The sequence below is a fragment of the Rodentibacter heidelbergensis genome (genome assembly GCF_002000125.1).
Taxonomy (GTDB): domain Bacteria; phylum Pseudomonadota; class Gammaproteobacteria; order Enterobacterales; family Pasteurellaceae; genus Rodentibacter; species Rodentibacter heidelbergensis.
On record NZ_MLHH01000004.1, the window covers coordinates 35,177 to 61,509 of the forward strand.

General features: G+C 38.9%; 27 protein-coding genes, 2 tRNA genes and 1 pseudogene. 14 read left to right on the forward strand and 16 right to left on the reverse strand.

Features of this window, described 5'->3' with window-relative positions:
• Positions 1 to 164: 164 nt before the first annotated feature.
• The 5 genes from BKK48_RS01875 to BKK48_RS01900 all read right to left on the reverse strand — a co-directional run bounded on the left by BKK48_RS01875 (position 165) and on the right by BKK48_RS01900 (position 8,093).
• Positions 165 to 1,712 (reverse strand): multicopper oxidase family protein, encoded by a 1,548-nt coding sequence (locus BKK48_RS01875; RefSeq protein WP_047977617.1) that lies wholly within the window; start codon positions 1,710 to 1,712, stop codon positions 165 to 167.
• A 12-nt stretch (positions 1,713 to 1,724) separates the two neighbouring features.
• The gene (locus BKK48_RS01880) at positions 1,725 to 2,180 is read right to left on the reverse strand and encodes a DUF411 domain-containing protein (protein WP_077426518.1); all 456 of its coding nucleotides are present in this window, start codon (positions 2,178 to 2,180) and stop codon (positions 1,725 to 1,727) included.
• A 1,126-nt stretch (positions 2,181 to 3,306) separates the two neighbouring features.
• A complete protein-coding gene (locus BKK48_RS01890) occupies positions 3,307 to 6,108 on the reverse strand; it encodes an SIR2 family protein (RefSeq protein WP_077426519.1) in 2,802 nt (933 codons plus the stop codon).
• 53 nt (positions 6,109 to 6,161) lie between these two features.
• Positions 6,162 to 7,370 carry an ATP-binding protein gene (locus tag BKK48_RS01895; protein ID WP_077426520.1) on the reverse strand — a complete coding sequence of 403 codons (1,209 nt, stop codon included), beginning with the start codon at positions 7,368 to 7,370 and terminating at the stop codon, positions 6,162 to 6,164.
• A gap of 159 nt (positions 7,371 to 7,529) precedes the next feature.
• Positions 7,530 to 8,093 (reverse strand): hypothetical protein, encoded by a 564-nt coding sequence (locus tag BKK48_RS01900; RefSeq protein ID WP_077426521.1) that lies wholly within the window; start codon positions 8,091 to 8,093, stop codon positions 7,530 to 7,532.
• A gap of 391 nt (positions 8,094 to 8,484) precedes the next feature.
• On the opposite strand from BKK48_RS01900, the pseudogene BKK48_RS01905 reads away from it, so the two are divergent.
• The 3 genes and pseudogenes from BKK48_RS01905 to BKK48_RS01915 form a co-directional block, all read left to right on the forward strand.
• Positions 8,485 to 8,637 (forward strand): annotated as a pseudogene (locus BKK48_RS01905) (aldo/keto reductase); the annotation flags it as partial.
• 52 nt (positions 8,638 to 8,689) lie between these two features.
• Positions 8,690 to 10,234, forward strand: a complete 1,545-nt coding sequence (locus tag BKK48_RS01910) for a class I SAM-dependent methyltransferase (RefSeq protein WP_077426522.1) — start codon at positions 8,690 to 8,692, stop codon at positions 10,232 to 10,234.
• A 186-nt stretch (positions 10,235 to 10,420) separates the two neighbouring features.
• On the forward strand, positions 10,421 to 10,636 hold the full coding sequence (locus tag BKK48_RS01915; protein WP_077426523.1) for a carboxymuconolactone decarboxylase family protein: 216 nt from the start codon (positions 10,421 to 10,423) through the stop codon (positions 10,634 to 10,636).
• A 57-nt stretch (positions 10,637 to 10,693) separates the two neighbouring features.
• Here BKK48_RS01915 and BKK48_RS01920 read toward each other — a convergent pair whose 3' ends face one another.
• Together BKK48_RS01920 and BKK48_RS01925 are read right to left on the reverse strand one after the other, a co-directional pair.
• Positions 10,694 to 11,110 carry a type II toxin-antitoxin system VapC family toxin gene (locus tag BKK48_RS01920; RefSeq protein WP_077426524.1) on the reverse strand — a complete coding sequence of 139 codons (417 nt, stop codon included), beginning with the start codon at positions 11,108 to 11,110 and terminating at the stop codon, positions 10,694 to 10,696.
• A 9-nt stretch (positions 11,111 to 11,119) separates the two neighbouring features.
• Complete coding sequence (locus tag BKK48_RS01925; RefSeq protein WP_077426525.1) at positions 11,120 to 11,380, reverse strand: type II toxin-antitoxin system Phd/YefM family antitoxin; 261 nt, start codon at positions 11,378 to 11,380, stop codon at positions 11,120 to 11,122.
• Between the two features lie 286 nt (positions 11,381 to 11,666).
• On the opposite strand from BKK48_RS01925, the gene copM reads away from it, so the two are divergent.
• A complete protein-coding gene (gene copM, locus BKK48_RS01930) occupies positions 11,667 to 11,894 on the forward strand; it encodes a CopM family metallochaperone (protein ID WP_244154848.1) in 228 nt (75 codons plus the stop codon).
• Between the two features lie 516 nt (positions 11,895 to 12,410).
• On the opposite strand, the gene BKK48_RS01935 is transcribed toward copM, so the two are convergent.
• From BKK48_RS01935 to folA, 6 genes are all read right to left on the reverse strand, one after another.
• The gene (locus BKK48_RS01935; RefSeq protein ID WP_077426526.1) at positions 12,411 to 12,992 is read right to left on the reverse strand and encodes an NAD(P)H-dependent oxidoreductase; all 582 of its coding nucleotides are present in this window, start codon (positions 12,990 to 12,992) and stop codon (positions 12,411 to 12,413) included.
• A gap of 74 nt (positions 12,993 to 13,066) precedes the next feature.
• Positions 13,067 to 13,894 carry a class II glutamine amidotransferase gene (locus BKK48_RS01940; RefSeq protein WP_077426527.1) on the reverse strand — a complete coding sequence of 276 codons (828 nt, stop codon included), beginning with the start codon at positions 13,892 to 13,894 and terminating at the stop codon, positions 13,067 to 13,069.
• Positions 13,895 to 14,024: 130 nt separating this feature from the next.
• Positions 14,025 to 14,402, reverse strand: coding sequence for a cytochrome b562 (locus BKK48_RS01945; RefSeq protein ID WP_077426528.1), 378 nt, complete (start codon positions 14,400 to 14,402; stop codon positions 14,025 to 14,027).
• A 90-nt stretch (positions 14,403 to 14,492) separates the two neighbouring features.
• Positions 14,493 to 14,568, reverse strand: a tRNA-Asn gene (locus BKK48_RS01950).
• Positions 14,569 to 14,570: 2 nt separating this feature from the next.
• Positions 14,571 to 14,646, reverse strand: a tRNA-Phe gene (locus tag BKK48_RS01955).
• A 152-nt stretch (positions 14,647 to 14,798) separates the two neighbouring features.
• A complete protein-coding gene (gene folA / locus BKK48_RS01960; RefSeq protein ID WP_077426529.1) occupies positions 14,799 to 15,281 on the reverse strand; it encodes a type 3 dihydrofolate reductase in 483 nt (160 codons plus the stop codon).
• 115 nt (positions 15,282 to 15,396) lie between these two features.
• Here folA and proB point away from each other — a divergent pair, with 115 nt between their 5' ends.
• Positions 15,397 to 16,500, forward strand: coding sequence for a glutamate 5-kinase (gene proB / locus BKK48_RS01965; protein WP_077426530.1), 1,104 nt, complete (start codon positions 15,397 to 15,399; stop codon positions 16,498 to 16,500).
• A 9-nt stretch (positions 16,501 to 16,509) separates the two neighbouring features.
• The gene (locus BKK48_RS01970; RefSeq protein ID WP_143538755.1) at positions 16,510 to 16,854 is read left to right on the forward strand and encodes a hypothetical protein; all 345 of its coding nucleotides are present in this window, start codon (positions 16,510 to 16,512) and stop codon (positions 16,852 to 16,854) included.
• 61 nt (positions 16,855 to 16,915) lie between these two features.
• On the opposite strand, the gene bamJ is transcribed toward BKK48_RS01970, so the two are convergent.
• Together bamJ and asd are read right to left on the reverse strand one after the other, a co-directional pair.
• Positions 16,916 to 17,539, reverse strand: a complete 624-nt coding sequence (bamJ, locus tag BKK48_RS01975; RefSeq protein ID WP_077426531.1) for a BamJ family beta-barrel-assembly machinery protein — start codon at positions 17,537 to 17,539, stop codon at positions 16,916 to 16,918.
• 21 nt (positions 17,540 to 17,560) lie between these two features.
• The gene (gene asd / locus BKK48_RS01980; RefSeq protein WP_077426532.1) at positions 17,561 to 18,430 is read right to left on the reverse strand and encodes an archaetidylserine decarboxylase; all 870 of its coding nucleotides are present in this window, start codon (positions 18,428 to 18,430) and stop codon (positions 17,561 to 17,563) included.
• A gap of 232 nt (positions 18,431 to 18,662) precedes the next feature.
• Here asd and fabZ point away from each other — a divergent pair, with 232 nt between their 5' ends.
• The 8 genes from fabZ (at position 18,663) to BKK48_RS02020 (ending at position 25,662) form a co-directional block, all read left to right on the forward strand.
• Positions 18,663 to 19,112: a 3-hydroxyacyl-ACP dehydratase FabZ gene (gene fabZ / locus BKK48_RS01985; protein ID WP_077426533.1), complete on the forward strand. Its 450-nt coding sequence runs from the start codon at positions 18,663 to 18,665 to the stop codon at positions 19,110 to 19,112.
• Positions 19,113 to 19,126: 14 nt separating this feature from the next.
• Positions 19,127 to 19,915, forward strand: coding sequence for an acyl-ACP--UDP-N-acetylglucosamine O-acyltransferase (gene lpxA, locus BKK48_RS01990; RefSeq protein ID WP_077426534.1), 789 nt, complete (start codon positions 19,127 to 19,129; stop codon positions 19,913 to 19,915).
• A gap of 105 nt (positions 19,916 to 20,020) precedes the next feature.
• Complete coding sequence (lpxB, locus tag BKK48_RS01995) at positions 20,021 to 21,193, forward strand: lipid-A-disaccharide synthase (protein ID WP_077426535.1); 1,173 nt, start codon at positions 20,021 to 20,023, stop codon at positions 21,191 to 21,193.
• Positions 21,186 to 21,779: a ribonuclease HII gene (gene rnhB, locus BKK48_RS02000; protein ID WP_077426536.1), complete on the forward strand. Its 594-nt coding sequence runs from the start codon at positions 21,186 to 21,188 to the stop codon at positions 21,777 to 21,779. The genes lpxB and rnhB overlap by 8 nt, the downstream gene beginning before the upstream one ends.
• A gap of 15 nt (positions 21,780 to 21,794) precedes the next feature.
• Positions 21,795 to 23,651 (forward strand): SLC13 family permease, encoded by a 1,857-nt coding sequence (locus tag BKK48_RS02005; RefSeq protein ID WP_077426537.1) that lies wholly within the window; start codon positions 21,795 to 21,797, stop codon positions 23,649 to 23,651.
• A gap of 34 nt (positions 23,652 to 23,685) precedes the next feature.
• Positions 23,686 to 24,294 carry a molybdopterin adenylyltransferase gene (gene mog / locus BKK48_RS02010; RefSeq protein WP_077426538.1) on the forward strand — a complete coding sequence of 203 codons (609 nt, stop codon included), beginning with the start codon at positions 23,686 to 23,688 and terminating at the stop codon, positions 24,292 to 24,294.
• Positions 24,281 to 24,619, forward strand: a complete 339-nt coding sequence (glnB, locus tag BKK48_RS02015) for a nitrogen regulatory protein P-II (RefSeq protein WP_077415422.1) — start codon at positions 24,281 to 24,283, stop codon at positions 24,617 to 24,619. The genes mog and glnB overlap by 14 nt, the downstream gene beginning before the upstream one ends.
• A complete protein-coding gene (locus BKK48_RS02020; protein WP_077426539.1) occupies positions 24,619 to 25,662 on the forward strand; it encodes an AI-2E family transporter in 1,044 nt (347 codons plus the stop codon). The genes glnB and BKK48_RS02020 overlap by 1 nt, the downstream gene beginning before the upstream one ends.
• Before the next feature lie 190 nt (positions 25,663 to 25,852).
• Here the strand turns inward: BKK48_RS02020 and BKK48_RS02025 are convergent, their stop codons facing one another.
• The gene (locus BKK48_RS02025) at positions 25,853 to 26,329 is read right to left on the reverse strand and encodes a hypothetical protein (protein ID WP_077426540.1); all 477 of its coding nucleotides are present in this window, start codon (positions 26,327 to 26,329) and stop codon (positions 25,853 to 25,855) included.
• Between the last annotated feature and the right edge of the window lie 4 nt (positions 26,330 to 26,333).

Here is a 26,333-nt window from a genome sequence, read left to right on the forward strand (position 1 = left end):
ATAAGTTCATATGTAGCCACTGTTATCGGTGTATTGGTTGAAGTGCCTGTGATGCTCTCACTTGTTGCGTTGTTAAACCGTTGGAATAAATAATGACAAGCAGAGGGATTTTCGCAATTTACAAATTTTCACGAAAATCCCTCTATTTTTATAGTTAGATACCACTATTCCACTTTAAACATCCCCATCATACCGAGATTTTCATGTTCTAAAATATGGCAATGGTACATTTTCAACCCAGTATGTCCTTGCTTAAAGCGAATAATCACTTTTTCATAAGGGCGTAAATTAACCACATCTTTTAACGCTCTGCCTTCTGGCTTAAAGGTTTTACCGTTTAACGTATGTTGAATTACTTCAAATTGAGTGCCGTGTAAATGGAATGGATGATCCATATGGCTTTCATTGAAGATTTCCCACTGTTCCACTTCATTCAATTTGGTAACAAAATCAATACGGTTCATATCAAAGGTTTGACCGTTGATTAAGAACATACCATTCATCATTGGTGGAATAGGGTTGTCCGTTGGTGTTGTAGTAGCGTGATGTGTACCGTGATTCATCATTGGCATATTCGTATGGTTCATCATTTTTTCACTAAAGCGAATTTGGCGAACCTGCTTTGGCTCATCCCAGTTAGGCAAGGACCTTAAGCTTTCAGGTAACTGAACAGGTTCTGATTTCACCTGAATTGTGGCTAAAGTGAGATCTTTAGGCTGTTCTTGAACCATCATCTTACGGCGATCATAATAACCGCTTTGTAAATTGACTGTCCCTTGCGTTTCACCCACCATAATCACTTCAACGCGTTCGGCTGGTGTAAGTAGCAGTTCATCAACAGGCGAGCGAGGTTTTTCAAGTAAACCACCTTCGGTACCCACCACAATCCATTTCACCCCTGGAATGTTTAAACGAAAATAACGAGCGCTAGTGGCATTCCAAAGACGGATTCGTTCATTCGTTTTCACTTGAATCTGGGGCTGATATTGACCGTTGATTAACACAAATTCACCCTCACGACCGTTCATCCAATCTAACATCGTGTTTGCTGGAATGGTGCCATCGGCATTTAAACGCAGATCGGAAATCACCCAATGTTGTTCAGGAAGGTGTGCAAGCGGATCATTTTTCGCTTTAACAACGAAAGTGCCTGCTAAGCCTTTATAGACTTGTTCGGAAACATGGTCATGTGGATGAGGGTGGTACCAATATGTCCCAGCACTGCCTTGAGGTAGCGTAAAGCGATAGACTTTTTTCCCTTGCGGTTCAACCATATCCATCGGGTTACCATCCGCCTCATTTGGTACATCTAAGCCGTGCCAATGTACTGTTGAGGGTTGTGGTAGGTGATTGATAAATTCAATTTCTACGGTGTCGCCTTCAAATACTTCAATTTGTGGCCCTGGTAGTTGTCCGTTATAAGCCCAAAATTCCGTTTCTTTATTGTCTGCGAGACGAATTTTAATTGGCTCTGCTTTTAAAGTGGCTTTGAATAGCCCTGCTTGAGTCGATTGATTAGCAAGTTTTGGCAATATCCCATTAAGCGATAAACCTGAAGGCATTGCCTCAGTTGGCATTAGGCCAGTAGGTACTGAATGCATCATCGCCATATTGCCATGTTGTGCGTGGTTCATCATATTCGCAAGGCTATAAAGCGAGCTACTGGCTAAGCTAATTCCAATTCCATAACGTAAAAAATCTCGACGTTTCATTCTTTCACCCCCCTATTGGTTATAGGATTTGAACACTTCACTTTCACCGTTTTTCTTAATTAAAACAACATCATAAGGTTCTTTGCGTCCGCCGTATGCTTCACCGTCCATACCTGGTGAACCAATCGGCATGCCAGGTGCGGACAAGCCAACTGCATCGGGTTTTTCTGCGAGTAAACGTTTGATATCCTCAGCAGGTACATGTCCTTCAATCACATAGCCATCAATCACTGCCGTGTGGCAAGAGGCGTGTTCATTTTTAATGTTAAAGCGCTTATGAGCATCATAATTGCCTGTTTCGTTGACTTTAATCTCAAAACCGTTTTTCTGCATATAGCTGATCCATTCATTACAACAGCCACAAGTCGGGCTTTTCCACACTTCCATAGAAAGTGTTTGTGCTTGAGCACAAGCGGTTATCCCTAAACTTAAAAGCAACAATGAGCGGGTGAATTTATGTAATTTCATAAGATGTCCTTATTTTTATTGAGATGGAATGGCGCAATGTTAAAGCTTGACCTAGGGTTAAGGTCAAGTAATCTGAAAAAATTCTATCATTTGAAAATTTTTCTCAAAATCCTACTGCTTGTAGTAGAGATATGCCAACGTACCATCCACTATTATTTTTTAAAATGTGATCAGAATTATTATTTATGATGTTCTGAATGACCACCTTGAGTAATCGTGAGTGTGGCTTGCACATAAATACGTTCGCCCACGAAGTCAATTTCTTGGCTATTTAAACCACCGATTTTGACATCGTAACCTGCGATTTGAGATGATCAAATATGCATTTCGAGCAACTTGTCACGCGCTTACACACGATCATCAAACACGGCGTTTTGCAATCCTAAATCATCATATTAAAACGCTATAGTCAATAAGTGTAAAAATGGCATAATCAACTCAATGAATTTATGGACAAATATTATCTGTTTGGTATTTTATAGTAAGTACATTGTGTAAAAATAAAATCTGAAATTTAGTCTTTTTATACTTTATTTTTACGTACTCATACTTCAATCTGGGAAACTTAATATTTAATTAATTGATTTAAAAGAATTTTATAATTTACATTCTTAAGTGATATAGAAACAACCGTTTTGAATTACATATACATAAATTCTATAAAAATACATCATAAAGCTCAAAGAGAAACCCTACTAAAACAAGGTTTCTCTTTTTTAGTTTTGATGTACTTTTCAATATTCACTAGTATTTGTACATAGCTTTTTTGTAAATTCAGATAAGATGTATAAGTTAGAAACAATGTTTTTTAAATGAATAAGAGAGAAGGTTTTCCTCTATTAATCAATAAAGGTATAGGTTACGGTAGAACGACATTACCAATCTGAGCTAATCATCCGGATATACAAAAAGTTATTTAATAAATAGAAGAAAAAAATAAAAGAAGTGCTAAATTTAATCCTTAAGCAAATGTAACAGTGGATTATCTACATACTTTACTTATTTTATCTCTGAACTGATATGCCAAAACCGTAGCCTGATCTCACTTAATTGCTATACTTTAGCTAGTCGCATTTAATTATGCACTATGCTGTCTAGAATTTTAGACGGCATTTGAAAAGAAATACTAAGTTTCATTAGTAAAACTTTGCTTTTTACTCTGCAATATAGAATATATCTCTGAAAATTTTTTGAGTTTTTTCTCCTCAAGTAAAAACCTAATAAATTCAAGCATTCGTTCAATACCTCCAACTTTAAGGAATTCAAGACTAGAATAAATATCTTTATTCAATTTATTATTAATCCAATCCTTTAAAAATCTCAAAAATTTATCTTTAATTTTACAGCCATATTGTAAGAAAATTAATTCACTAAATATTTCTTCGTATAGTTCTTCTTTATTACTAATATCTTCCCAGTAATCTACTCTCAATTTATCAAAACAGCTAATAAAAATTATTTTAAGTTCATCATTTGATATTTGATATACCGGAAGTAAAAACTCTTGTAGGAAAAATCTTTGGATTTTCTTATCATGTTGAAAATTTTTTTCAAGTGAAAAGATCGCTTTTTCAACCAAATCCTTATTTGAATAAGGAATATTCATTGCAATAGAGTAATGGTACACATATGATAGATTACGGCCAATCCCTTGGTAGCGTGGAATTCTGAATTTACCTGACACAAATCCTTCTAATACAGTATCAATTAGCTCTAAAAAAACTTCATTATTAGTTTTATATAATTTATATTGTATTATTGTAAAATAATTTATAGATTTAATACAGTCATAAGGAATATCTGATATTAATAATACATTCTTTATTCTCTTGATAAATTCGTTTAGCTCTTCACTATTCCATTTAATTAAACCTAAAATCAACATAAAATTCAGAAAGGAATTAGATATATCATTTGAATAAAATGAATGGCTATGCTTTACAAATAGCTCAGACAAATTACTAAAAACTGTTCGGATGTATATTTTTTCATTTTCACCAAAATGTAAGAAGTTTTCTCCACTTCCTTCTTTTTCTGGTTCTCTTGCAAAAGGTATAATGTTTTCTAGCAAAATTGACAAAGTATCTTTAAACTTAAGATATTTGATCATAATGAATAGATCGTATACAGAAAATTTAAAGATTTCGTTTACTTTTGAAATTTCAATTTTTCCCGTAATATATGATGTCATTAAGTTTCTAAATTCAGAATAAAAATCTAAAACTACATCATTATCTGCACAAAAACGCAATAATTGGATTAAGCGATCATTAGACCTTTGCTCTTTATTATTGAAACTAAATCCACCATTCTTATTGCTTTTAGCAGCTTTTAAAAAAGTTGTATTATCAATAGTAGAATCGAAATGAAATTTGTATATCGATTTAAAATCTAATAGTTCGATTAGTGGTTGTAGATGTTTTTTACTTTTAGAGGGATATCTATTGTTTATTAAATCATTAGTAAATTTATAATTAGCTTCCTTTCTAAATTTATCTATTAAATCTTTCTTTATATGTGTATCATGGCTTAATTTATAAGCAAAAACAGATTTATTAAATTTGCAAATCATTGCTGATAAATACTGCTTTCGCATAAGTTTTTTAGTTACTTCGGATGATAAATTTTGGAATATTGATAATTTTTCGTCTTCAGACTTATCATGAAATATAAGAATATCGAAATTAGTTTTTGTCATTTTGCTAGAAAAAGAAATAAATCTTGAAAATTTGTCTTTCTCAGCAATAAATCCTTGGTTGAATCTTTGAGTTTCAAAATGTTTTGTAATATCAAATGTGAAATTATTATTCTCAATAAATGCTACACCAGCAGACAGAAATGAAGAGAAAATATAATCTAGTTTATTTTTAAATAATTTAGTCTTTTCTTCATTTTTAAGGATCTCAAAGAAATGAGCATAAACTTTTCTGATATTATCACTATAATCTATGGTTAAGGAATTACTATGAAACTCTAAACCAAAGCAATCATAATGGTATTTTATTGTGCAATTTGAGAAAATATTTGTGACTTGTTCTGGTAGTAAAGTATTCAATTCATCCAAGCCGACTAATTTGTTGTAAAAAAACTCTACAACATCGATATCAGAAATATCTTTCTTTTGAGAGAATGGCTCCCCATTTATAGTATTCTCTACTGAGTAGAAAAATTTCTCATATAATTCATTGTATATAATAGATTCAGATTTGATCTCTAAATGTTTTATTCCGTGGTTTTCTAGATATTTCTTTTGAGATGATTCTGTCTTCATATTTAATAAAAATCTAGGTGGGGATATTTTAGAATTTTTCTCAATCCATTTTATTATCTGTTTTAAATCACTATCATTATATGAATAACCAAGAAATAAAACAGTTGTTGTTGATAATATATGCTTTAAAAAATTATCAAATAAAGGGTTATTTATGCTATAATTTAAATAATCATCTTCTTTGAAGATGATGTTATGAGATTCAAAATCTCCATGAATTTTGATCAATTTATTCGGAAGTATTGACTTAACTAAATCACTTTCCGTTTTTACTATGTCATAAATTAAACCATTTTCTGCAATAGTCTTTTCTAGCAAATTATCCCAATTTGTTGTAATAATGTACTTAGGTTGTAATATTTGAAATAGTTTTATATGAAAATCAGATGGTGCTGCATGTAATGGAATAGACTCTCTTAATTTCTGATAAAGCCTATATTCACCAAATTCAAGATAATATAGCTGTGCTATTTTAAGATAATCTGTTTCATTTGTATTTATTTCACTTTTTAACGTTTCAATTAATTCTCCCCAAGAGGGAAACTTAATAGTATCTGTTTCAGAGAATTTTGAAAAGCCAGAACCAACGAAAACTGTTAAGCTATCATTCTCTTGAGCTTTTGAAATTGAGTCAATATCTGCTTGCATAAATTGCATTTCTAAAGTACCTCTAATATTTACTAGCACTTATCTTAATCTTATATAAGGAATTAGTTCAACAAAAACTCCCCAATATGCTGATGCACAATGCCATCTATATTATCCTGCCAAAAATCGTCCATCGTGATCACATATTTCGGGTAATTATCCGTGATGGTTTGCAACGGAGAAAATTCACGCTGAACGGTTTGTTCGCTTTCTAATTTATACGCTACCTGAATATAAATTTTTTCATTTTGCTTTTGAGCGATAAAGTCAACTTCTTGCGTACCCAGTTTACCAATATACACTTGATAGCCACGGCGTTTGAGTTCTAAATAAACCAGATTTTCTAAAATGCCAGAAATGAGACTTGTGCGAAAGCCCATTGTGGCGTAGAGCAGTGATACATCGCCTAAATAGAATTTTTCTTGAGTTTTTAAAATCTCTTTACCTTTAATATCAAAGCGTTCCACACGGTGTAAAATAAAGGCACTTTCCAAAGATTTCAAATAGTTGTAAACGGTGTTTAAATCCACTTTTCTCTGCTGGCTTTTGAAATAATCCGCTACATTTTTGCCTGAAAAGGTGTTGCCGATGTTGTCAAAGGCATATTTCACAATGCGCTCTAACAACTCTACATCACGAATTTTGTTGCGTTGTACGGTATCTCGTAAAATCACAGAGGCATAAATATCTTGCACGATTTTATAGACGGTTTCCTGAGAATAATCAGCCGTATGTACCATTGGAAAACCGCCTTTGCGTAGATATTCGTTAAAAAGAGCAGTGGAGTTTTGTGTACTTTGCTGTGTGTAGTTTGCTTTAAAATCTAAAAATTCTTGATACGATAATGTAAAAATAGGGATTTCTACATAACGCCCGGCGAGGTAAGTTGCCAGTTCTGATGACAATAAATGTGAGTTTGAACCGGTGATATAGAGGTCAAGATTGAAATCTACCATAAAAGCATTAACAGCCTTTTCCCAGTCTGTGACTTCTTGAATTTCATCAAGTAAGAGGTAGTATTTTTCTGATGTGTGAATTCTCTCTTTGACTAAGTTATAGAGCTTGCCGGCGGTTTTAAAGTCAGTAAAAGCAAAACTTTCAAAGTTGATATGAATGATTTGTTGTTCGGCAATGCCTTGAGCTAATAATTCTGCTTGCAACAACTTTATGACAGTGGATTTTCCTGAACGACGAATGCCTGTAATCACTTTGATTAAAGGCATGTTGATAAAAGGTTTGATTTGTTTGAGATAGTTGGGGCGATTGATCATCTTTAATTTTTCTGGTTTTGTTCATAAAATTAAGATGATTTTATCATTTATTTATGGTTATAACCATAAAAAACAGGTTGAAACCAAGATGTTTACAGGTATAACCAAAATATAAAACGGGGGATTTGAAAAATCCCCTCTGCACTTAATTTACATTGCCTATGCCCGAAGTTTGGCGGCGCCCAGTTCTAATTGTTTTGCCAAACATTCTTTTGAGGCAATGAGTTGTTTACCAAAACGTCTATAAAAATGGCGTTTTAATTTTGCTAGGCGATTAATTTTTGCAGCATTTTCTTCACGAAATAATTGCTGGATATTTTGTCTTACCAGCCCTAATTCTTGTAATGCTACATTGGTTTTTGCTTTTAATTCATTGAGCTGTAATGCGATTTTTTCCTGTGTAGATTGCTCTAAGTGTTGAGCTAATGCTTCTTTATCGGCATTTTCGTTCTGATAAGCTTGTTCGAATTCTGCGATTTCTGCACTAAAATCCAGCTGTAATCCTTGTTCTAAATCCATTAGTACAGCAGCCCCATATTCCATTTGCGCCATTAATTGTTGTTGGCTTTGTTGTAGTGTGGCTTGAATTTCACGGCTTTTTGCGATTTGTTCATGTAAGGATTGGATTAATGCCTGCTGTTTTTCTATCGCCTCTACTTTAAATTGCTCGATTTTTTGTTGAGTTTGCCGCATTAAATCATTCATCGTTTTGTTGTGTTCCATATTTTTTCCTTATTTAAAGTTTATTTTTTTAAATAAAAAGTGTGGCTTTCAAATTGATTAAGCCCTATCACTTGGTTATTTTCGATTAGCCTGTTTGCCTTTCGATGAGTTTATTAAAACAAAAAGATCTTAAGGAGAAATTAAGAGAAGGGGAAATAATGAATATTCTTAACGATGAGCGATGAAATAAGATTAGAGAAGGGGGGCTTTTAACCCTTGGTAATTCTTCCTCAAATTTAACCGCACTTTAGGTTGGGCTTAAAGTGCGGTTGTTTTTATCAGCCTTTTTCTTCTTCAAGATTGAATGTTTCCAGTGATTTAAATGATGATATTTTTTACCGCAATCGCATTGAAAGCACTCATTCTACCAGTGCAGAGAGGAGTGTGGCATAAAATTGAGCGGATGGTTGAAAACCGCGATATTTTTGATTTCACCCTTGATGAGCAGGATTTAGCACAAATTGCGACACTCAATCGTGATGAGATCATCTTCAATCACCGTGATCCGAAAATGGTGAAAGGGTTGGCAGAACATCGCGGATAAGGCGATCAATATTAATAAATGATTTAACGATTAATATTCAAGAGGAGAACTTATGTCTAGTTGGTCGGAAGGCTATGTGAGTGATGTAAACTACACGTTTGGTTATTATTCGGAACTCAATCCTAATAATGCGATTGTTCCCTTTCTTATGGCGGGGTTAGCCTTACCTGAATCGATTTTAAACGGTCAATATCATGCTTGTGAGCTTGGTTTTGGACAAGGGGTATCGGTAAATGCCCATGCAACGGCGGGGTATGCCAAATGGTATGCCACGGATTTTAACCCCTCTCAAGCCAATTTTGCCCGTCATCTTTCTCATATTGCCGATAATGGTGCATTAATTGCAGACCAAGGTTTTAATGAATTTTGTCAACGTGATGATTTACCGGAATTTGATTTTATTGGATTACACGGCATTTGGTCTTGGATTTCCGATGAAAACAGGGCGATTTTGGTGGATTTCATTCGCCGTAAATTAAAAGTGGGTGGGATATTATATATCAGTTATAACACCTTACCGGGATGGTCGGCTCCTTCACCGTTGCGTCATTTATTGCTTGAGCACCATAACACGATGACCTCTACGGCGAACAGCCGTCAACAAAATATCAAAGACAGTGTAGAATTTGTCGAGAAAGTGTTTGCACAGAGCCCATCTCTTACTCAAAACTCACCGCAACTTCAATCTCGCCTTGAAAGCTTGAAGGATAAAGATCTCAATTATATTGCCCATGAATATCTGAATAAAGATTGGCAACCGATGTATTTTGCCGATATGCAAAAATGGTTGGAAATGGCTAAGTTAATTTTTGCTTGTTCCAGTAATTATTTAGACGATTTCAACGACACGCTCTATAACCAAGAACAGCGTGAATTAATGGCAAGTTTTAGCAATCCCTCCTTTGCGCAAACAGTGAAAGATTTTATCTTGAATAAGCAGTTTCGTAAGGATTTTTGGGTAAAAGGTGCACGTCATTTAACTCCTTATGAACAAAGTGAAGCGTGGAAAAAGCTACGCGTCTTGCTACATACCCCGCGTTTGAAAATTGAAATGAAAGCCTCAAGCCATTTAAATGTCGGGTTAAATGAAACGTTATTTAATCCTGTACTCGATATTTTACAAGATCACAAAATTCATTCTGTGAAAGCAATTGTAGAAACCTTAAAAGATCAGATAAACGAAGACGGTATCTTTAACGTCTTGGCAGTGCTTGCGGGGAAAAATAATCTAGCGATTGTTCAATCTGAAGAGGCGATTGAGCAAGCCCGTCCTCATTGTGTGGCCTTTAATCGCTATATACTGGAACAATCCCGTTCTTCGCAATTCAATATTAGCTATCTTGTCTGCCCGATTACCGGTGGGGCGTATCATATTGACTTGGTACAACGTTGGTTCTTGCTGGCGCATATTGAAGGCATTGCGAAAAATAAACAGGTGGAATTTGCTTGGGATCTGTTAAAGGCTAACGGATTATTTATGTCGAAAGAGGGGAGAACCCTACATGATGACAACGAAGGCAAAGCCATGATGAAAGATCTCCACAAGGCGTTTGTAGAAGAACAACTTCCGTATTTAAAATGTTTAGCCATTCTCTAAGCAAAGGAAAAATAAGGGAAAGGTATTCATGATGAGCAAGGCAATCCGACAGCAAAAACGGGATCGACCGACTATTATGCCTTAGGTACGCATACGCTCAGTACCCTAAATGGACGGGATAATTCAGCGATTTTATGGAATTTTGAGGGCATTGATTATGCTTTAAAAGCCCATTTATTCGGTTATTTGTTCAGTCGTGATAATTTAAGTGCGGTTAATCGTGAGATCGTTACCGTCAGCACCCTTGCAGGGCTGGAAACGGTGCGTTCTCATCTAGGCATTTTGAGAAATCTCGGTTTAAATGAAGTGGAATTAAAACGGATCACTGCTGAGTTAAGTAAGTCTAATCCAGTGGCTGCGGATAAGGCGAATGAGGTGTTAGAGCGGTTACAAAAACAGTGATAAAAATGACCGCACTTTTGAGTAAAACCGTCCGGATAATCACTCGGGCGGTTTTGATTATTCAAAGGGATTAAATAATCTCACGCCGGTACGGGCAAAATCTGCCGTGTTGCGTGTGACCAATATCAAATTGTGTTGAATGGCACTTGCGGCAATCCACGCATCATTTTCAGGGGCGTGGTCTGGAATATGTAGTTTGGCGCAGATTTGAGCGGTTTTTTCATCAATTTTGAGGATTTTTCCATGAAAAGCTGATTTCACCTCTATTTCTAGCCAATATCTCAACAATTTTCCCTGCGTGGTGTCTTTACGTTCAACAGACATCACGCCTCGCTCTAATTCCATCATTACTACTGCGTTGGTAAACATTAATTCTTTTGATGTGGCTCTAACCCAGTTTGCTACGCTTTGATGACATTTATTTTTAGCTAATTTTCTGATTTCACTAATAATGTTGGTATCCAGCAAATACATTATTTCCCCTTATTCTGAAAAATCAACAGGACGTCGTTGGGTCCGACTGCGTGCTTGTAATTCCCACTCAATATCGGCTACATCAGGATTGGTAGGGCAAAGTGCATCAGCAATGCTGATAAACGGTTTTTGTGTTTTTTCATAGTCTGAATAACTCATCAACACAAATGCCGGTGTACCACGATTGGTGATAATCACTGGTTCTTTTAAGGCGTATTTTTGGGCTTGACTGGAATGTTGGTTAAATTCACGGCTGGTCATAATGGGCATATTACATCTCCCTTAATGTAGATAAGTAGATACAATATTAGTGCGTTTTTTTGCCTTGGACAAGGGCAATATTATTTTCTTTAAAATAAACAGCCGAAATATGCTTGACCTTAACCTAAGGTTAGGGTTTAAGATGCCTGCTCAATTTAACCCAATGGAGTATTTTATGAAAAAACAAATGATCGCATTACTCGGTTTAACCCTTGGTGCAGCAGCGATGGCTAACACCACTCATCACCATCAAGCCACTCATCTTACCCCGATGTAGCAAGAATTAATGGTGGGAATGAATGAAATGCACCAAGATATGATGAAAGGTATGGAAAGCCAAGATGCGGATATTGCCTTTGCTGCGGGGATGATTCCTCATCATCAAGGTGCGGTGAAAATGGCGGAGATTGAGCTGAAATATGGCAAAGATCCTGAATTACGCCAACTGGCTAAAAATATTATTCAGGCGCAAGAAGAGGAAATTAAATTTATGCAACAATGGTTGAAGAAACACCAAAAATAACATAACGATTTCATCTCATTATAAAAATAGTTGCTCTACAAATTTTAATATCCTTTATCAGATTAAAAGTGCGGTCGATTTTAGGGGCATTTCGGCTTATATCAGCCATCAATTAGCCGCTTTTGCAAAAACAGGAGAAAAAGCGACCGCACTTTTCACTCAAAAGAGATTATTGAATTTTACTCAATAGCCCATTCAATTGTTCCCATCTAATCAAAACAATCTTTCCCACCTATAATGGGTTTAACTTAATTTTATGGAGAAAAACAATGATTGCTTTATTTTCCGCCCCGATTGGCGTGTTGGTGGGAATGGGGATTGCTTTTCAAACGGGAATTGAAGAACTTTTGCTAACCAGGGATGATAAAACCACTTAGCCTGATTGCGCCTAAACTCAATGGGATAGTTGATGATCTATCACAATTGTATTTCGACACAAGTAGTAATAAGTACGTTAAATAAAATAAAGGCCGGAATGGATAAAACATCTCAAAATCCGACCGCTCTTTCATCACCTTAACCAAACACTTTCGTCAGATGAGCTTTGTAATCAGCGATATATTTTGGCACATCCGGTGATTTGATTACATCGTTGCAAATGAAGGTCGGTAATGCTTCTTTGATCCCAATAAATTCATTGGCTTTGTGGAAGTGAAGATATACCCCATCCACGCCTTGTTCTTCAAAGAAATCGTTAGGTGCGGTGAAGGCCTCAATAGGGGCGTTCCAAGTTAAAGAAAGCATATGTTTTTTACCGTGGAGCAAACCACCCGTGCCGTAGCCTTTGGTCGGTTCAACACGATGACGACCATCACTGTGATAAAGTTTGCCGTGTCCGGCGGTAAAGACCTCGTCAATGTATTTTTTGACCGTCCAAGGTTCACCCATCCACCAACCCGGCATTTGCCAGATCACGGCATCCATCCAAAGGAATTTTTCGACTTCTTCTTCAATGTTATAGCCGTTATCAATCACGGTTTCCTGAATGTTGTGTCCAAGTTGTTTCAATACTTCACAAGCAGTGTGGTGCAAGGTGTGGTTCAGTTGTCCGTTTGAATGACCGAAGGCTTTGCCGCCATCTAATAATAAAATATTCATATTCTTTCCTTTCTAATCGAATAAAATCACGGCTTTTCTATAAACGTGATATTCATGCCGTAAAGCTTTGAGAGTTAAGCGGTTTGGCGTAAACCCAGCGTGCCGTCGTCTTCCATTTCTTTTGCCACACCAATCACTTCTGCCACTTTATCCCCCTCTTTAAAGAAGACGAAACCGCCGTTTTCCATTTTTGTCCAAACTTCATCTTTGGTGAGGGGGAAGGTGGTGATAATGGTTACTTTATCGCCATCTTTGGCGTAATCATTAAAATCAATCACGCCATCGTCATCAATTCGGTGTGCTTTTCCGAAAGGGGCTTTGCGTGTTAGATAATGCAAATTGGTTGAACAATGGGCGATCATCCATTCTCCATTCGAAAGAATAAAGTTGAAAGTGCCATGGGTAGCAAGTTCTTTGGTCACTTCTTGAATGGCTTCAAAAATTTGTATTTCGGTCGGTTTTTTTCGGAAACGATTTTTTAAATATTCCGCCATATAGCAGAAAGCGGTCTCGGAATCGGTGGAACCAATAGGTTGGCAGAAACTTTCCGACATATCGGGTAAGTTTTTTAAATTACCATTATGAGCGAACACCCAATTTTCACCCCAAATTTCTCTAATAAAAGGATGAGTATTTTCGATATTTACCTCGCCTTGTGTGGCTTTGCGAATATGGGCGATAACATTGAGGGATTTAATGTTGTACTGTTTCACACAGTCTGCGATAGGAGAAAGGGAGGCGGGACGATTGTCACGAAAAATACGCACGCCACGTCCTTCAAAAAATGCAATTCCAAATCCGTCAGAATGGCAATCTGTTAAACCGGCACGACGCCGAAAGCCTTCAAAGGAAAAAACAATATCCGTTGGGGTATTGCAATTCATACCGAGTAATTGACACATAAAATCCTACTAAAATACAACTTATTTAATAACCTTATAATGTGTGCAGATTTAACACCATTATAAGGTGAATTTCAAGTGATGTATTGTGGGATTTTTAGACAAAAATGTGATAGGAAATCGCCAGCGGTTATTTATACAATTTATGGTACATTTTTCGCAATTCAGGCATTTCGCTGAGTTTTTCTTTGGCGTCATTTAACTGATTTTGTTCGGCAAGCGTTTTGGCTTCCGTGGCAACATCAATGACTTTTTGTAAACCCTGTTGATACCCCGGGAATTGAGAAATATCGCCATCCCATGCGGGTGGAACAGTGGCTTTCGATTTTTCGGCGGCCTCAATAAAAGCACTCATATTATTTTTAAATTCTTCAGCAGACTCCGTGCGATTGGCGAAATTGAGGCGTTGCGCCATAATCATCATTTCATCGCGCAGATTAACTTGATTGGAGGCAAAAGTAGATGTGCAAAGCATCAAGAAAGCAAAGAATGTAAAAAGTTTTTTCATAAACAATTCCTTATCTTTTAGAGATTAAATTCAATGTTATTTTAAACATAGCAAAAAGCCGCTAAATTTCTCTAGCGGCTTCTTAGAATTTGGCTCCTCCTGCGGGACTCGAACCTGCGACATATGGATTAACAGTCCACCGTTCTACCGACTGAACTAAGGAGGAAATGGTGCCTCGAGGCGGAATCGAACCACCGACACGGGGATTTTCAATCCCCTGCTCTACCGACTGAGCTATCGAGGCGTTATTATAGGCTAGTGCCGAACAACGGGGCGTATTAAACTATTTTTTCGGTTATCGGTCAACAACTAAATTTAAAAAAGTGAAAAAAAAATCGTATTTGAATGGTTAATAATCAAAATGGTGATAAAAAAGACGAATTTTGTCTGATTTTTTTACTTTCTCGCTAAAATTAGAAAACGGCAGTCGTAAGGGTTATCTTCATCTTTTTGGCGATATTGTTCAAATTCAATGTGCCATTCAGCCCAATTTAAGGGAGGGAAAAAAGTATCGCCATCCAGTTCGGTTTGAATTTGCGTTAAATAGAGTTTATCTGCTTGGGGTAAATATTGCTTAAAGAGTTCACCGCCACCAATAAGCATTATTTCTTCTGAATCTTTGACAAAATCGACCGCACTTTCAAGGCTGTTTTTCCAGATGATCCCTTCATGTTCATAGGGTTGACGTGATAGCACAATATTCACACGTTTGGGCAGGGGGCGACCAATACTTTCAAAGGTTTTACGTCCCATAATCACCGGTTTCCCTGTGGTATTTTTTCTAAACCAAGCCAGATCGGCGGGAAGGTGCCAAGGCATTTGGTTGTCTTTACCAATCACGCTATTGAGAGTGGTGGCAACAATTAAACTGAATGTCATAAAAACTCCTTGTTGAAGAGTGAAGCAATATATCACAGCGCCACATAAAGTTAATGCTTTTTAACAAATTTAGTGATAACGTAAACGGCATTTTTTGAGATGAAAATAAAGCAAAATGAATAAGAAAACCATTGTTGTTAAATTTGGCACCAGCACCTTAACTCAAGGCTCACCAAAATTAAATTCGCCGCATATGATGGAAATTGTCAGACAAATTGCACAGCTTCATCATGAGGGCTTTCGTATTGTGATTGTTACTTCCGGCGCTATTGCCGCAGGTCGTCATTATTTAAATCATCCTACGCTACCTCCGACCATTGCATCCAAACAACTATTAGCTGCGGTAGGGCAAAGCCAACTGATCCAGGCTTGGGAAAAATTATTTGCGATTTACGATATTCATATCGGACAGATCTTATTGACCCGTGCAGATATCGAAGATCGTGAGCGTTTTCTCAATGCCCGTGATACCTTGCATGCGCTTTTGGATAATCACATCATTCCTGTTATTAATGAAAATGATGCGGTGGCAACGGCAGAAATTAAGGTAGGGGATAACGATAATCTCTCGGCGTTGGTGGCCATTCTCGTGCAAGCAGAGCAACTTTATCTCTTAACGGATCAGCAAGGGCTATTTGATAGTGATCCCCGTAAAAATCCGCAAGCAAAATTGATTTCAGTGGTGGATAAAATTACCGATCATATTCGTTCCATTGCCGGAGGGAGTGGTACAAATCTTGGTACAGGCGGGATGAGTACGAAAATTATCGCCGCCGATGTGGCAACCCGATCCGGTATTGAAACCATTATCGCCCCGGGCAATCGTTCAAATGTGATTGTGGATTTAGCCCATGAACAGAATATTGGCACAAAGTTTACTGCTCATCACTCAGATCGTTTGGAAAGTCGCAAGCAATGGTTATTTGCCGCCCCTTCAGCCGGGGAAATCACCATTGATGAAGGGGCCGAACAAGCGATGCTTATGCAAAATAAATCGTTATTACCCGCAGGGATTGTCGCGGTTGAAGGGCGTTTTTCTCGTGGTGAAGTAGTGAAAATTTATAACCAGGCAGGCAAAAATATCGCACTGGGTATGCCTCGTTATAATAGTGATGCCTTATTGCTGATCAAAGGAAAAAAATCTCAAGAAATTGAAGCGGTTTTAGGTTACGAATATGGCGCAGTAGCGCTTCATCGTGATGATATGATTATTTTATAAGGATGTATTGTGAAAAAAGCCTTTATTTTTGCTTTGTTATGGGGTTCTTTGACATTAAATGTGTTGGCAGATAGTGGTGCAGGACGTTCTCCCTTTTATGTGAATAGCTCAACAAAACGTTTAAACACAGCCGATTGCCATGATGCGGATGATTGGTATCTAGATGGTTTTAGAGTAGGAAAAACGTTCAGTGCTTATCAACAAAGTTTATTGCAACAGCGTATTAATTACTGTCAGCAATACGGGGGTGTTTCTAGTGGGTTAAAGTCGGCATGGATGCAAGGTTATAAAAAAGGAGCACCACTTCAGAAAAAACAGAGTAAGAAAAAACGAAAAAAACACGCTCGAGTTTAGCTTGATATAAAGGGAGCGGTTGAAATTCACCTTGAAAATCAACCGCTCTTTTTCTTTGAGATTAAAGAATATCTAATAATTCCACTTCAAATACAAGAGTAGAGAAAGGTGGGATTGACGCACCTGCGCCACGTTCGCCGTAGGCAAGTTCGTGAGGAATAGTCAGTTTCCATTTAGAACCTACCGGCATCATTTGTAATGCTTCTACCCAGCCACGAATGACACCATTAACCGGGAATTCTGCCGGTTGACCACGGGAAACGGAACTGTCGAAGACCGTGCCGTCTGGTAATGTTCCTGTATAGTGAACACGCACTTTATCGGAGGCTGAGGGTTTCGCACCGTTCCCTTCGGTGATAACTTCATATTGAAGTCCGCTGTCTGTCACGCTGACGCCGGCTTTTTTCGCATTTTCTGCTAAAAAAGCTTTGCCTTCTTCTTCGATGGCTTTAAATTGGGCTTGTTGTGCTTGTGCCGCTTGTTGTTGAAGTTGCTGCACGGAAAGCATTAATTCATTGATATCCAATGCCGGTTGATTGTGATTAATGGCATCGAAAATTCCTTTGGCTACTGCTTCAACGGTAATCTCCATTTGGCTATCTAATAATTGTTGACCGATTTGTAAACCGATACCGTAGCTACCTTTTTCTGAAAGGCTGTCTAATTTAACTTGTTCAAAATTCATGGTGTTTTCCTTTGTTAAATATTAGTTTTTATATGCCAAAATTTCACCCATACGAACCGGCTCGCCTACGCTGAGGTGGTCTGCCAATCGTACTTGATTTTCTTGGAATAAATTAATGACGGTAGAGCCGAGTTGGAACCAACCCATTTCTTGACCTTTTACTAGTTTCACTGCATTTTCGCCTTCGTAGGTCCAGCTTTTCACTTCATGATGACGTGGTGGATTGATGACCCCTGCCCATGTTGTCCCAATGCTTGCGGTGACCGTTGCCCCTACTAAAATTTGTACCATCGTGCCAAATTCTGTATCAAACACACAAATTACCCGTTCGTTACGGGCAAATAAATTCGGTACATGCTGAGCCAAAAACGGATTGACGGAGAATAAATCGCCGGGAACATAAATCATTTTACGCAGTATCCCATCGCAAGGCATATGCACACGGTGATAATCTCTTGGCGAAAGATAAGTGGTGACAAACTCACCATTTTTAAAGGTATCCACTAATTCTTTTTCTTCTGCCAATAAATCCTCTAAACGGAAAAAATGCCCTTTGGCTTGTAATAAGCGATTATCATCAATATGACCATATTCACTGATACGACCGTCTGCCGGCAAGCAAAGTGCGGTCGGATTTTGGTTAATTGGACGGGCGTTATCTTTGAGCGGGCGAATAAAAAATTCGTTGAAACTTTCGTAGTCATTAAATTGTTCTTTTTGCGCAATACTCATATCAATGTTGTATTTTTTCGCAAAGGCTTTGATGGAAAGATGGGTGATTGCTCCCCATTTTTGCTTAGCAAACCAGCCGGCAAATTGGGTTAAATAATGTTGAGGCATCACATATTGAAAAGCCACTTTTAAACGTTGCCAATAAGAAATTGAATGCATATTTATTTTTCCTCATGAAAATGAGCGGTGATTATAGCAATTTTTGTCATTCTTCCAACGTTTAAATTCTATGTAACGGTGAGGGAAAAGGTTTGGTCTATCGCCATTGTTGGGAACACTTACGTTTTAATAGTAGATTTTTTGAGCGAGATGAGAAGCGGGCGATTTTGTAATCGCTATTAAAATACCGTATAATTTCGCCTATCTTGCATTTTTTTAAAAGGGATTAAACGTGTCAGAAATTCAAGCAGACAGAGTGATTGAAGCAAAAGAAATTATGACTTTATTACCACACCGTTATCCGTTTTTATTAGTGGATCGTGTGTTGGATTTCAAAGAAGGCGAATGGTTAAAAGCGATCAAAAATATCAGCGTGAATGAACCCTGTTTTACCGGGCATTTCCCCGGAGAGCCGATTTTACCGGGCGTGTTAATTTTAGAAGCGCTGGCGCAAGCCATGGGGATTTTGGCTTTCAAAACCCACGAATTAAAAGGGGGAGAGCTGTTTTATTTTGCGGGGATTGATGAAGCCCGTTTTAAACGCCCGGTCCTACCCGGGGATCAAATGGAATTAAACGTTAAAGTCATCAAAGAACGCCGTGGGATCACCGCATTCACCGGTATTGCAACGGTCAATGGTGAAGTGGCTTGTGAAGCGAAATTAATGTGCGCTCGTCGCTAAGTAAGGAAATAACTATGATTCACTCAAGTGCAAAAATCCACCCGACAGCATTAGTTGAAGACGGGGCTATTATTGGTGAGGATGTGGTCATTGGTCCTTTTTGTATTGTTGAAGGAAGTGTGGAGATTAAAGCACGCACCGTGCTGAAATCTCATGTGGTCGTACGCGGTGATACGGTAATTGGTGAAGATAACGAAATTTATCAATTTGCAACGATTGGGGAAGTCAACCAAGATTTAAAATACAAAGGTGAAGCGACGAAAACCATCGTAGGAAATGCCAACAAAATTCGTGAACATGTGACGATTCATCGTGGCACGATTCAAGGGGGCGGGGTTACCCGTATCGGCAATAATAATCTTCTGATGATTAATGTTCATGTGGCACATGATTGTCAAATTAAAAACAACTGCATTTTAGCCAATAATGCCACCCTGGCCGGTCATGTGGAATTAGATGATTTTGTCATTGTTGGGGGAATGTCTGCCATTCACCAGTTTGTTGTGGTGGGCGCACACGTTATGCTCGGCGGCGGCTCTATGGTGAGCCAAGATGTGCCGCCTTATGTGATGGCGCAAGGCAACCATGCCCGCCCGTTTGGTGTGAATTTAGAAGGGTTAAAACGCCGTGGGTTTGATAAGCCGACAATGCATGCCATTCGTAATGTTTACAAAATGATTTATCGCAGTGGGAAAACCCTTGAGGAAGTGATACCGGAAATTGAACAAATCGCAGAAACAGATTCTGCCATTAGTTTTTTCACTGATTTTTTCAAGCGTTCGACACGCGGTATTATTCGTTAATCTCGAACCTTTATCCTCCTTCCAAAATGGAAATTTTCAAGAAATCAATTGTAAATCAACCGCACTTTCAGATTAAAAGTGCGGTTATTTTTTAGGATAAATTTAATGAATAAAGAAAACATCACCATTGCCCTTGTTGCCGGAGAAGTGTCGGGCGATATTCTCGGTGCCGGCCTTATTCGCCAACTGAAAATTCATTATCCTCATGCCCGTTTTATTGGCATTGCTGGGCCTCGTATGTTGGCTGAGGGGTGCGAAACCTTGGTGGATATGGAAGCGCTTTCTGTGATGGGGTTGGCGGAAGTGGTGAAGCATTTACCTCATTTGCTAAAAATCCGTAAAAAGGTGATCCAAACCATGTTGCGTGAAAAGCCTGATGTGTATATCGGGATTGATGCACCGGATTTTAATTTAGATGTGGAGTTAAAACTCAAAGCCAATGGCATTAAAACCATTCATTATGTCAGCCCTTCCGTGTGGGCGTGGCGTCAAAACCGTATTCACAAAATTGCAAAAGCCACACACCAAGTATTAGCCTTTTTACCTTTTGAAAAGGCCTTTTATGATAAATTCAATGTGCCTTGCCGTTTTATCGGTCACACCATGGCCGATGCCATTCCCCTTAAACCCAATCGAGCCGAGGCGTGCCAATTTCTCAATATTGATCCTACTCAACGTTATTTGGCGATACTGGTTGGAAGCCGAGGTTCGGAAGTTGAATTTTTAGCCGAGCCTTTTTTGAAAACCGCCTTATTGTTGAAGGCACAATTTCCTGATCTGCAATTTCTTGTGCCTTTAGTGAATGAAAAACGCCGACAGCAATTCGAAGCCATTAAGGCAAAAGTAGCACCGGATTTAGCGATGCACCTGATCGATGGCAATGCACGCCAAGTTTTAATTGCTGCACAGGCTACATTATTGGCTTCCGGCACAGCCGCGCTTGAGGCCATGTTATGTAAATCGCCAATGGTGGTGGGTTATAAAATGAAACCCCTCACTTATTTACTGGCTAAACGCTTGGTAAAAACGGACTATATTTCCTTACCTAATCTCCTAGCGAATGAAATGCTTGTGCCGGAGATGATTCAAGAAAATTGTGAACCTGCATTACTGGCCGAAAGATTGGCGGTCTATTTATCGGACGAAGAAAGTGCGGTTAAAAATCGCCATGTTTTAATTCAACGCTTTACGGATTTACACCAACAAATCCAATGTGATGCGGATAAACAAGCGGCCCAAGCGGTGATTGATTTATTAGAGGAAAACCAACATGTTTAACTATCCCCAAGGCTATGAGCTGATTGCCGGTGTCGATGAAGTGGGGCGGGGGCCTTTAGTGGGAGCCGTGGTGACAGCGGCTGTCATTTTAGATCCGAATCAGCCCATTGAGGGCTTAGCCGATTCTAAAAAATTGACGGAAAAAAAACGCCTTGCACTGGCAGAAGAAATTAAACAAAAGGCGCTCGCCTGGGCGTTGGGGCGGGCGGAAGCAGAGGAAATAGACGAACTGAATATTTTGCAAGCATCCTTACTTGCCATGACAAGAGCGGTAAAATCCTTAAAAATTCAACCGCACTTTGTGCTGGTGGATGGCAATAACATTCCTCAAGATCTTGATATTCCCGCCCAAGCCATTGTCAAAGGCGATAGTTTAGTGGCTGAAATTAGTGCTGCCTCTATTTTGGCAAAAGTGGCGCGGGATCAGGAAATGGAAGCCTTAGATCGTCAATATCCTGAGTATGCCTTTGCGCAACATAAAGGCTATCCGACCAAATTACACTTAGAAAAACTCGCTGAATTCGGGGCATTACCTCAGCACCGCTGTAGTTTTGCACCGGTTCGTAAAGTTTTGGAACATCGCTAAAAGTGAGGAAAGGAAATGAATACCTTATTTACTCATGCACTTTGGGTTAGCCCACTTTTTTGGACGCTGGTGTTGCTCGCCATCGCTGTGGTTTTGTTCATCAGAAACAAAGTGCGAATGGATGCAGTTGCGCTTTTGGTGATGTTAGCGTTCTATTTGAGCGGTATTCTCACCACCCATGAAATTTTTGCCGGTTTCAGTGACCCGAATATTATTTTGATAGCTTTGTTGTTTATTATCGGTGAGGGATTGGTGCGTACCGGTGTGGCTTATCAAGTCAGTGAAGGGATCTTAAAACTTGCCGGAAATAGTGAAACCAAAGTTTTGGTATTACTGATGCTTGCGGTGGCAGGGTTGGGGGCATTTATGAGTTCTACGGGGGTCGTGGCAATTTTTATCCCTGTGGTGTTGATGATTTGCCGCCAAATGAACCTTTCCCCAAAACGTTTAATGATGCCGCTAAGTGTGGCGGGGTTGATAAGCGGTATGATGACCTTGATCGCCACCGCACCTAACTTGGTGGTGAATGCCGAATTAGTCAAAGATACCGGTGTGCGTTTAAAGTTTTTTGATTTCACACCTATCGGCATCGTCATTTTATTGTTAGGTATTGGCTATATGCTTTTAACCCGCCGTTGGTTGGGTGGGGCGATTGCCACCGATAACCCGGAAAATAGCCAACGTTCAATGGGCGAGTTGATTGATGAATACGGTTTACGGGGGCGTGCAAAGCGTTTTGTAGTGCGTAACGGTTCGCCTTTTATCGGTAAAAATTTAGATGAATTGCATTTACGCACCAACTATGGGGTGAATGTGTTGGCGATCGAACGTTGGAAACGCTTCCGCCCAACTTATATGATGCCTCTTGCCACTTCGGAAATTCACGAAAAAGATATTTTGATGATCGATATCGGGCAACAAGAATTTAACCTCACCGAATTTTGCCACACTCACAATTTAGAGCCGGCAGAGATTAAATCCCAATCTTTTGATGAGCAAGCCAAATCTATTGGTATGGCTGAATTATCCTTAGTACCGGGATCGGCGTTGATTGATAAAACCACACAAGAGGTGGCATTTCGCTCCCGGTATGGATTAAATGTCGTGGGGATCAAACGGGATGGCGAATTGCTCTCCGACAGCTTTTCCGGCACACCTTATAAACTGGGTGATTTAATTCTTGTAATTGGCGATTGGAAAGTCATTCGGCAAATGCGTAATCGCACTAAAGATTTTGTGGTGCTGACTTACCCGAAAGAAATGGAACGTGTTGCACCGGCGCAAAGCCAAGCCCCCCAAGCTTTGCTTTCCGTATCGGTGATGGTGTTATTAATGGTATCCGGCATTGTGCCCAATGTCATTGCTGCTCTCATTGGTTGTTTAATGCTGGGGTATTTCCGTTGTATTGATGCCAAAAGTGCTTATGAGGCTATTCATTGGCCAAGTTTAATTTTGATTATCGGCATGATGCCTTTTGCCACCGCATTACAAAAAACCGGCGGCATTCAGCTTGCGGTGGAGATGATGCTCCGCTTGGTGGGGGATTGGGGGATGTATTTCGTACTAATGATGTTGTTCGTCTTTTGTGCGGTAATAGGCTTATTTATCTCTAATACCGCCACGGCAATTTTAGTCGCCCCCATCGCCATTTCATTGGCACAACAGCTTCAAGTTTCCCCTATTCCTTTTGCGATGGTGGTGGCAATTGCCGCTTCTGCCGCCTTTATGACACCGGTTTCCTCACCGGTGAATACCATGGTAGTGGGGCCGGGGGGATATAAATTTAGTGATTTTTTAAAAATTGGCGTGCCCTTTACTTTGATTGTCATGGTCGTCAGTGTCTTTTTAATTCCATTTTTATTTCCCTTTTAAGCATTGAGATTTAAAACAAAATTTAAGGAAAAATATGACCGCACTTTTAAAAATAGGATTGGTTTCCGTTTCTGATAGAGCTTCATCCGGTATCTATCAAGATCAGGGGATTCCTGAATTACAGGCTTGGTTAGAAAAGGCATTAATCGATCCTTTCTCTGTAGAAACCCGATTAATTCCCGATGAACAAGGCATTATTGAACAAACACTCAAAGAATTGGTGGATGAGCGGGGGTGTCATCTTGTGTTAACCACGGGGGGAACGGGGCCTGCAAAACGGGATGTAACGCCTGATGCCACTTTGGCGGTTGCTGATCGTGAAATGCCCGGATTTGGTGAGCAAATGCGTCAAGTAAGTTTACACTTTGTTCCCACAGCGATTTTATCCCGTCAGGTAGGGGTTATTCGCAAAGAGAGTTTGATTTTAAATCTACCCGGGCAGCCAAAAGCCATTAAAGAAACCTTAGAGGGGGTGAAAAACAAAGAGGGCAAGGTGTTAGTGAACGGTATTTTTAGCGCTGTCCCTTATTGTTTACAACTCATTAGTGGCCTGTATATTGATACCCACCCGGAAGTGATTGCAAGTTTCCGCCCAAAATCGGCAAAACGAGAAAATTTGGAGAAAGAAAATGAAAAAAATTGAAGCAATGATTCGTCCCTTTAAATTAGATGATGTGCGTGAAAATCTTTCCGACATTGGTATTAGCGGGATGACCGTCACTGAAGTGCGGGGATTCGGTCGCCAAAAAGGGCATACAGAGCTTTATCGTGGGGCAGAATATATGGTGGATTTTCTCCCTAAAGTGAAAATGGAAATTGTCGTGCCTGATGATTTACTCGAACAATGCCTTGAAACCATTGTAGAAACCTGTCAAACAGGCAAAATTGGCGATGGAAAAATCTTTGTTTATGATGTCGAACGGGTGATCCGCATTCGAACCGGTGAAGAAAATGAGGAAGCGATCTAGTGGAAAATAACTTAAATTTACACCGCACTTTGTTAGGTATTGCTGCCGTTGTTGTGATTTTAGCAGGGATCAAATTAGCCGCAGAAATTGTTGTGCCATTTTTACTGGCACTTTTTATTGCCATTATTTGTTCACCGGTAATTAAATCAATGACCGATAGACGAGTGCCTCACTGGTTGGCAATGGTACTATTATTTGTTTTTATTTCCCTGATTTTCTTCTTTTTAATCGGGTTAATTAATAGCAGTGCTCGGGAATTTACCCAATCGATTCCCCAATATAAAACCTTGCTTTCAGAACGAATCAATGATCTGATGGCATTGGCACAACGTTTTAACTTACCGCTTTCTTTTTCTCGAGATACGATTCAAGAATATTTCGATCCGAGTATCATCATGAATTTGGTGAGCCGAGTGTTACTCAATTTTTCCGGTGTGGTGAGCAATGCCTTCGTCTTGGTGCTGGTGGTGATTTTTATGCTTGCGGAAGCACCGACAATGAAACACAAATTCGCCGTTGTGATAAGCGCTACTCCTCATGATGTAGAAAAAGAAGAACGGCATATTGACCGCATTTTACAGGGGGTGATTGGCTACCTTGGCATTAAAAGTATCACCAGTTTACTGACCGGTGTTGCGATTTTCATTTTGTTGGAAGCCTGCGGTGTTCAATATGCCATTTTATGGGCAACACTCAGTTTCTTGCTTAATTATATTCCGAATATTGGTTCAATCATCGCCGCCATTCCTATTATCGTACAGGCTTTATTATTAAATGGTTTTGGTATTGGTTTTGCAGTAACAACCGGCGTGATTGCCATCAATATGGTGATTGGTAATATTCTTGAACCTAAAATGATGGGGCAACGTCTTGGGCTTTCCACTTTAGTGGTTTTCCTTTCCCTCTTATTTTGGGGATGGCTGTTAGGAACCGTGGGGATGCTCCTTTCCGTTCCCCTCACCATGGCATTAAAAATTGCCTTAGAAGCCGACCCTAATACGGTAAAGTATGCAGCATTGTTGGGTGATGTGGAAAAGGAGTAACTCATAGCATAACTATCTTCCCGCATTTCTAACACTGTCTAAAATCTAACAAGATATGTAGTGATATGTTTTTTTGTATATCATTGCATATCTTGTTATATATTCACTTCCTTAATCATTTTTATTTCTTAGGTCATAACTGAAGTCGATTAGCCCTCATGTGATAACACTAGAGAGCTTTTTAATACAATCAATTCCCTTGATTTTTATCCCAATTAATCCACATTCGGTTGATTTGGCGTTGCCCTTCGTTCATACGGGTGCGGAAGTACATTTTTAAACGCATGGCTTCTACTTGCTCACCAAAAAATGAGGCTTTTAAATCGTAGGTTGCGGTTAACCTATCTTTTCCGATAGGAAGCACTTTGATAGCTTTCAACATATCGTAATAGAGCACGCCGTCTTTTAAATTTTTTAGCCAATCCGCTTTTGTAAAGCGTTCCCTTTTTCCATTGCGGATGACGGTTAATACAAAATCATCAGCAAGTAATTGATCAAGTTTAAGGTAGTTTTCGTTTTCAAGAGCGATCACAAGCTGTGTGTACAATTGTGCCAGCTCAAGCTGTTCTGAGTCACGGTTTCGCATATCATATAATGCAGGTGCGATAGCAATCGCACTGATAGCAAGTGATAACAAAAGCGAGAAAAAAACATGGCGTAATTTCATGCTG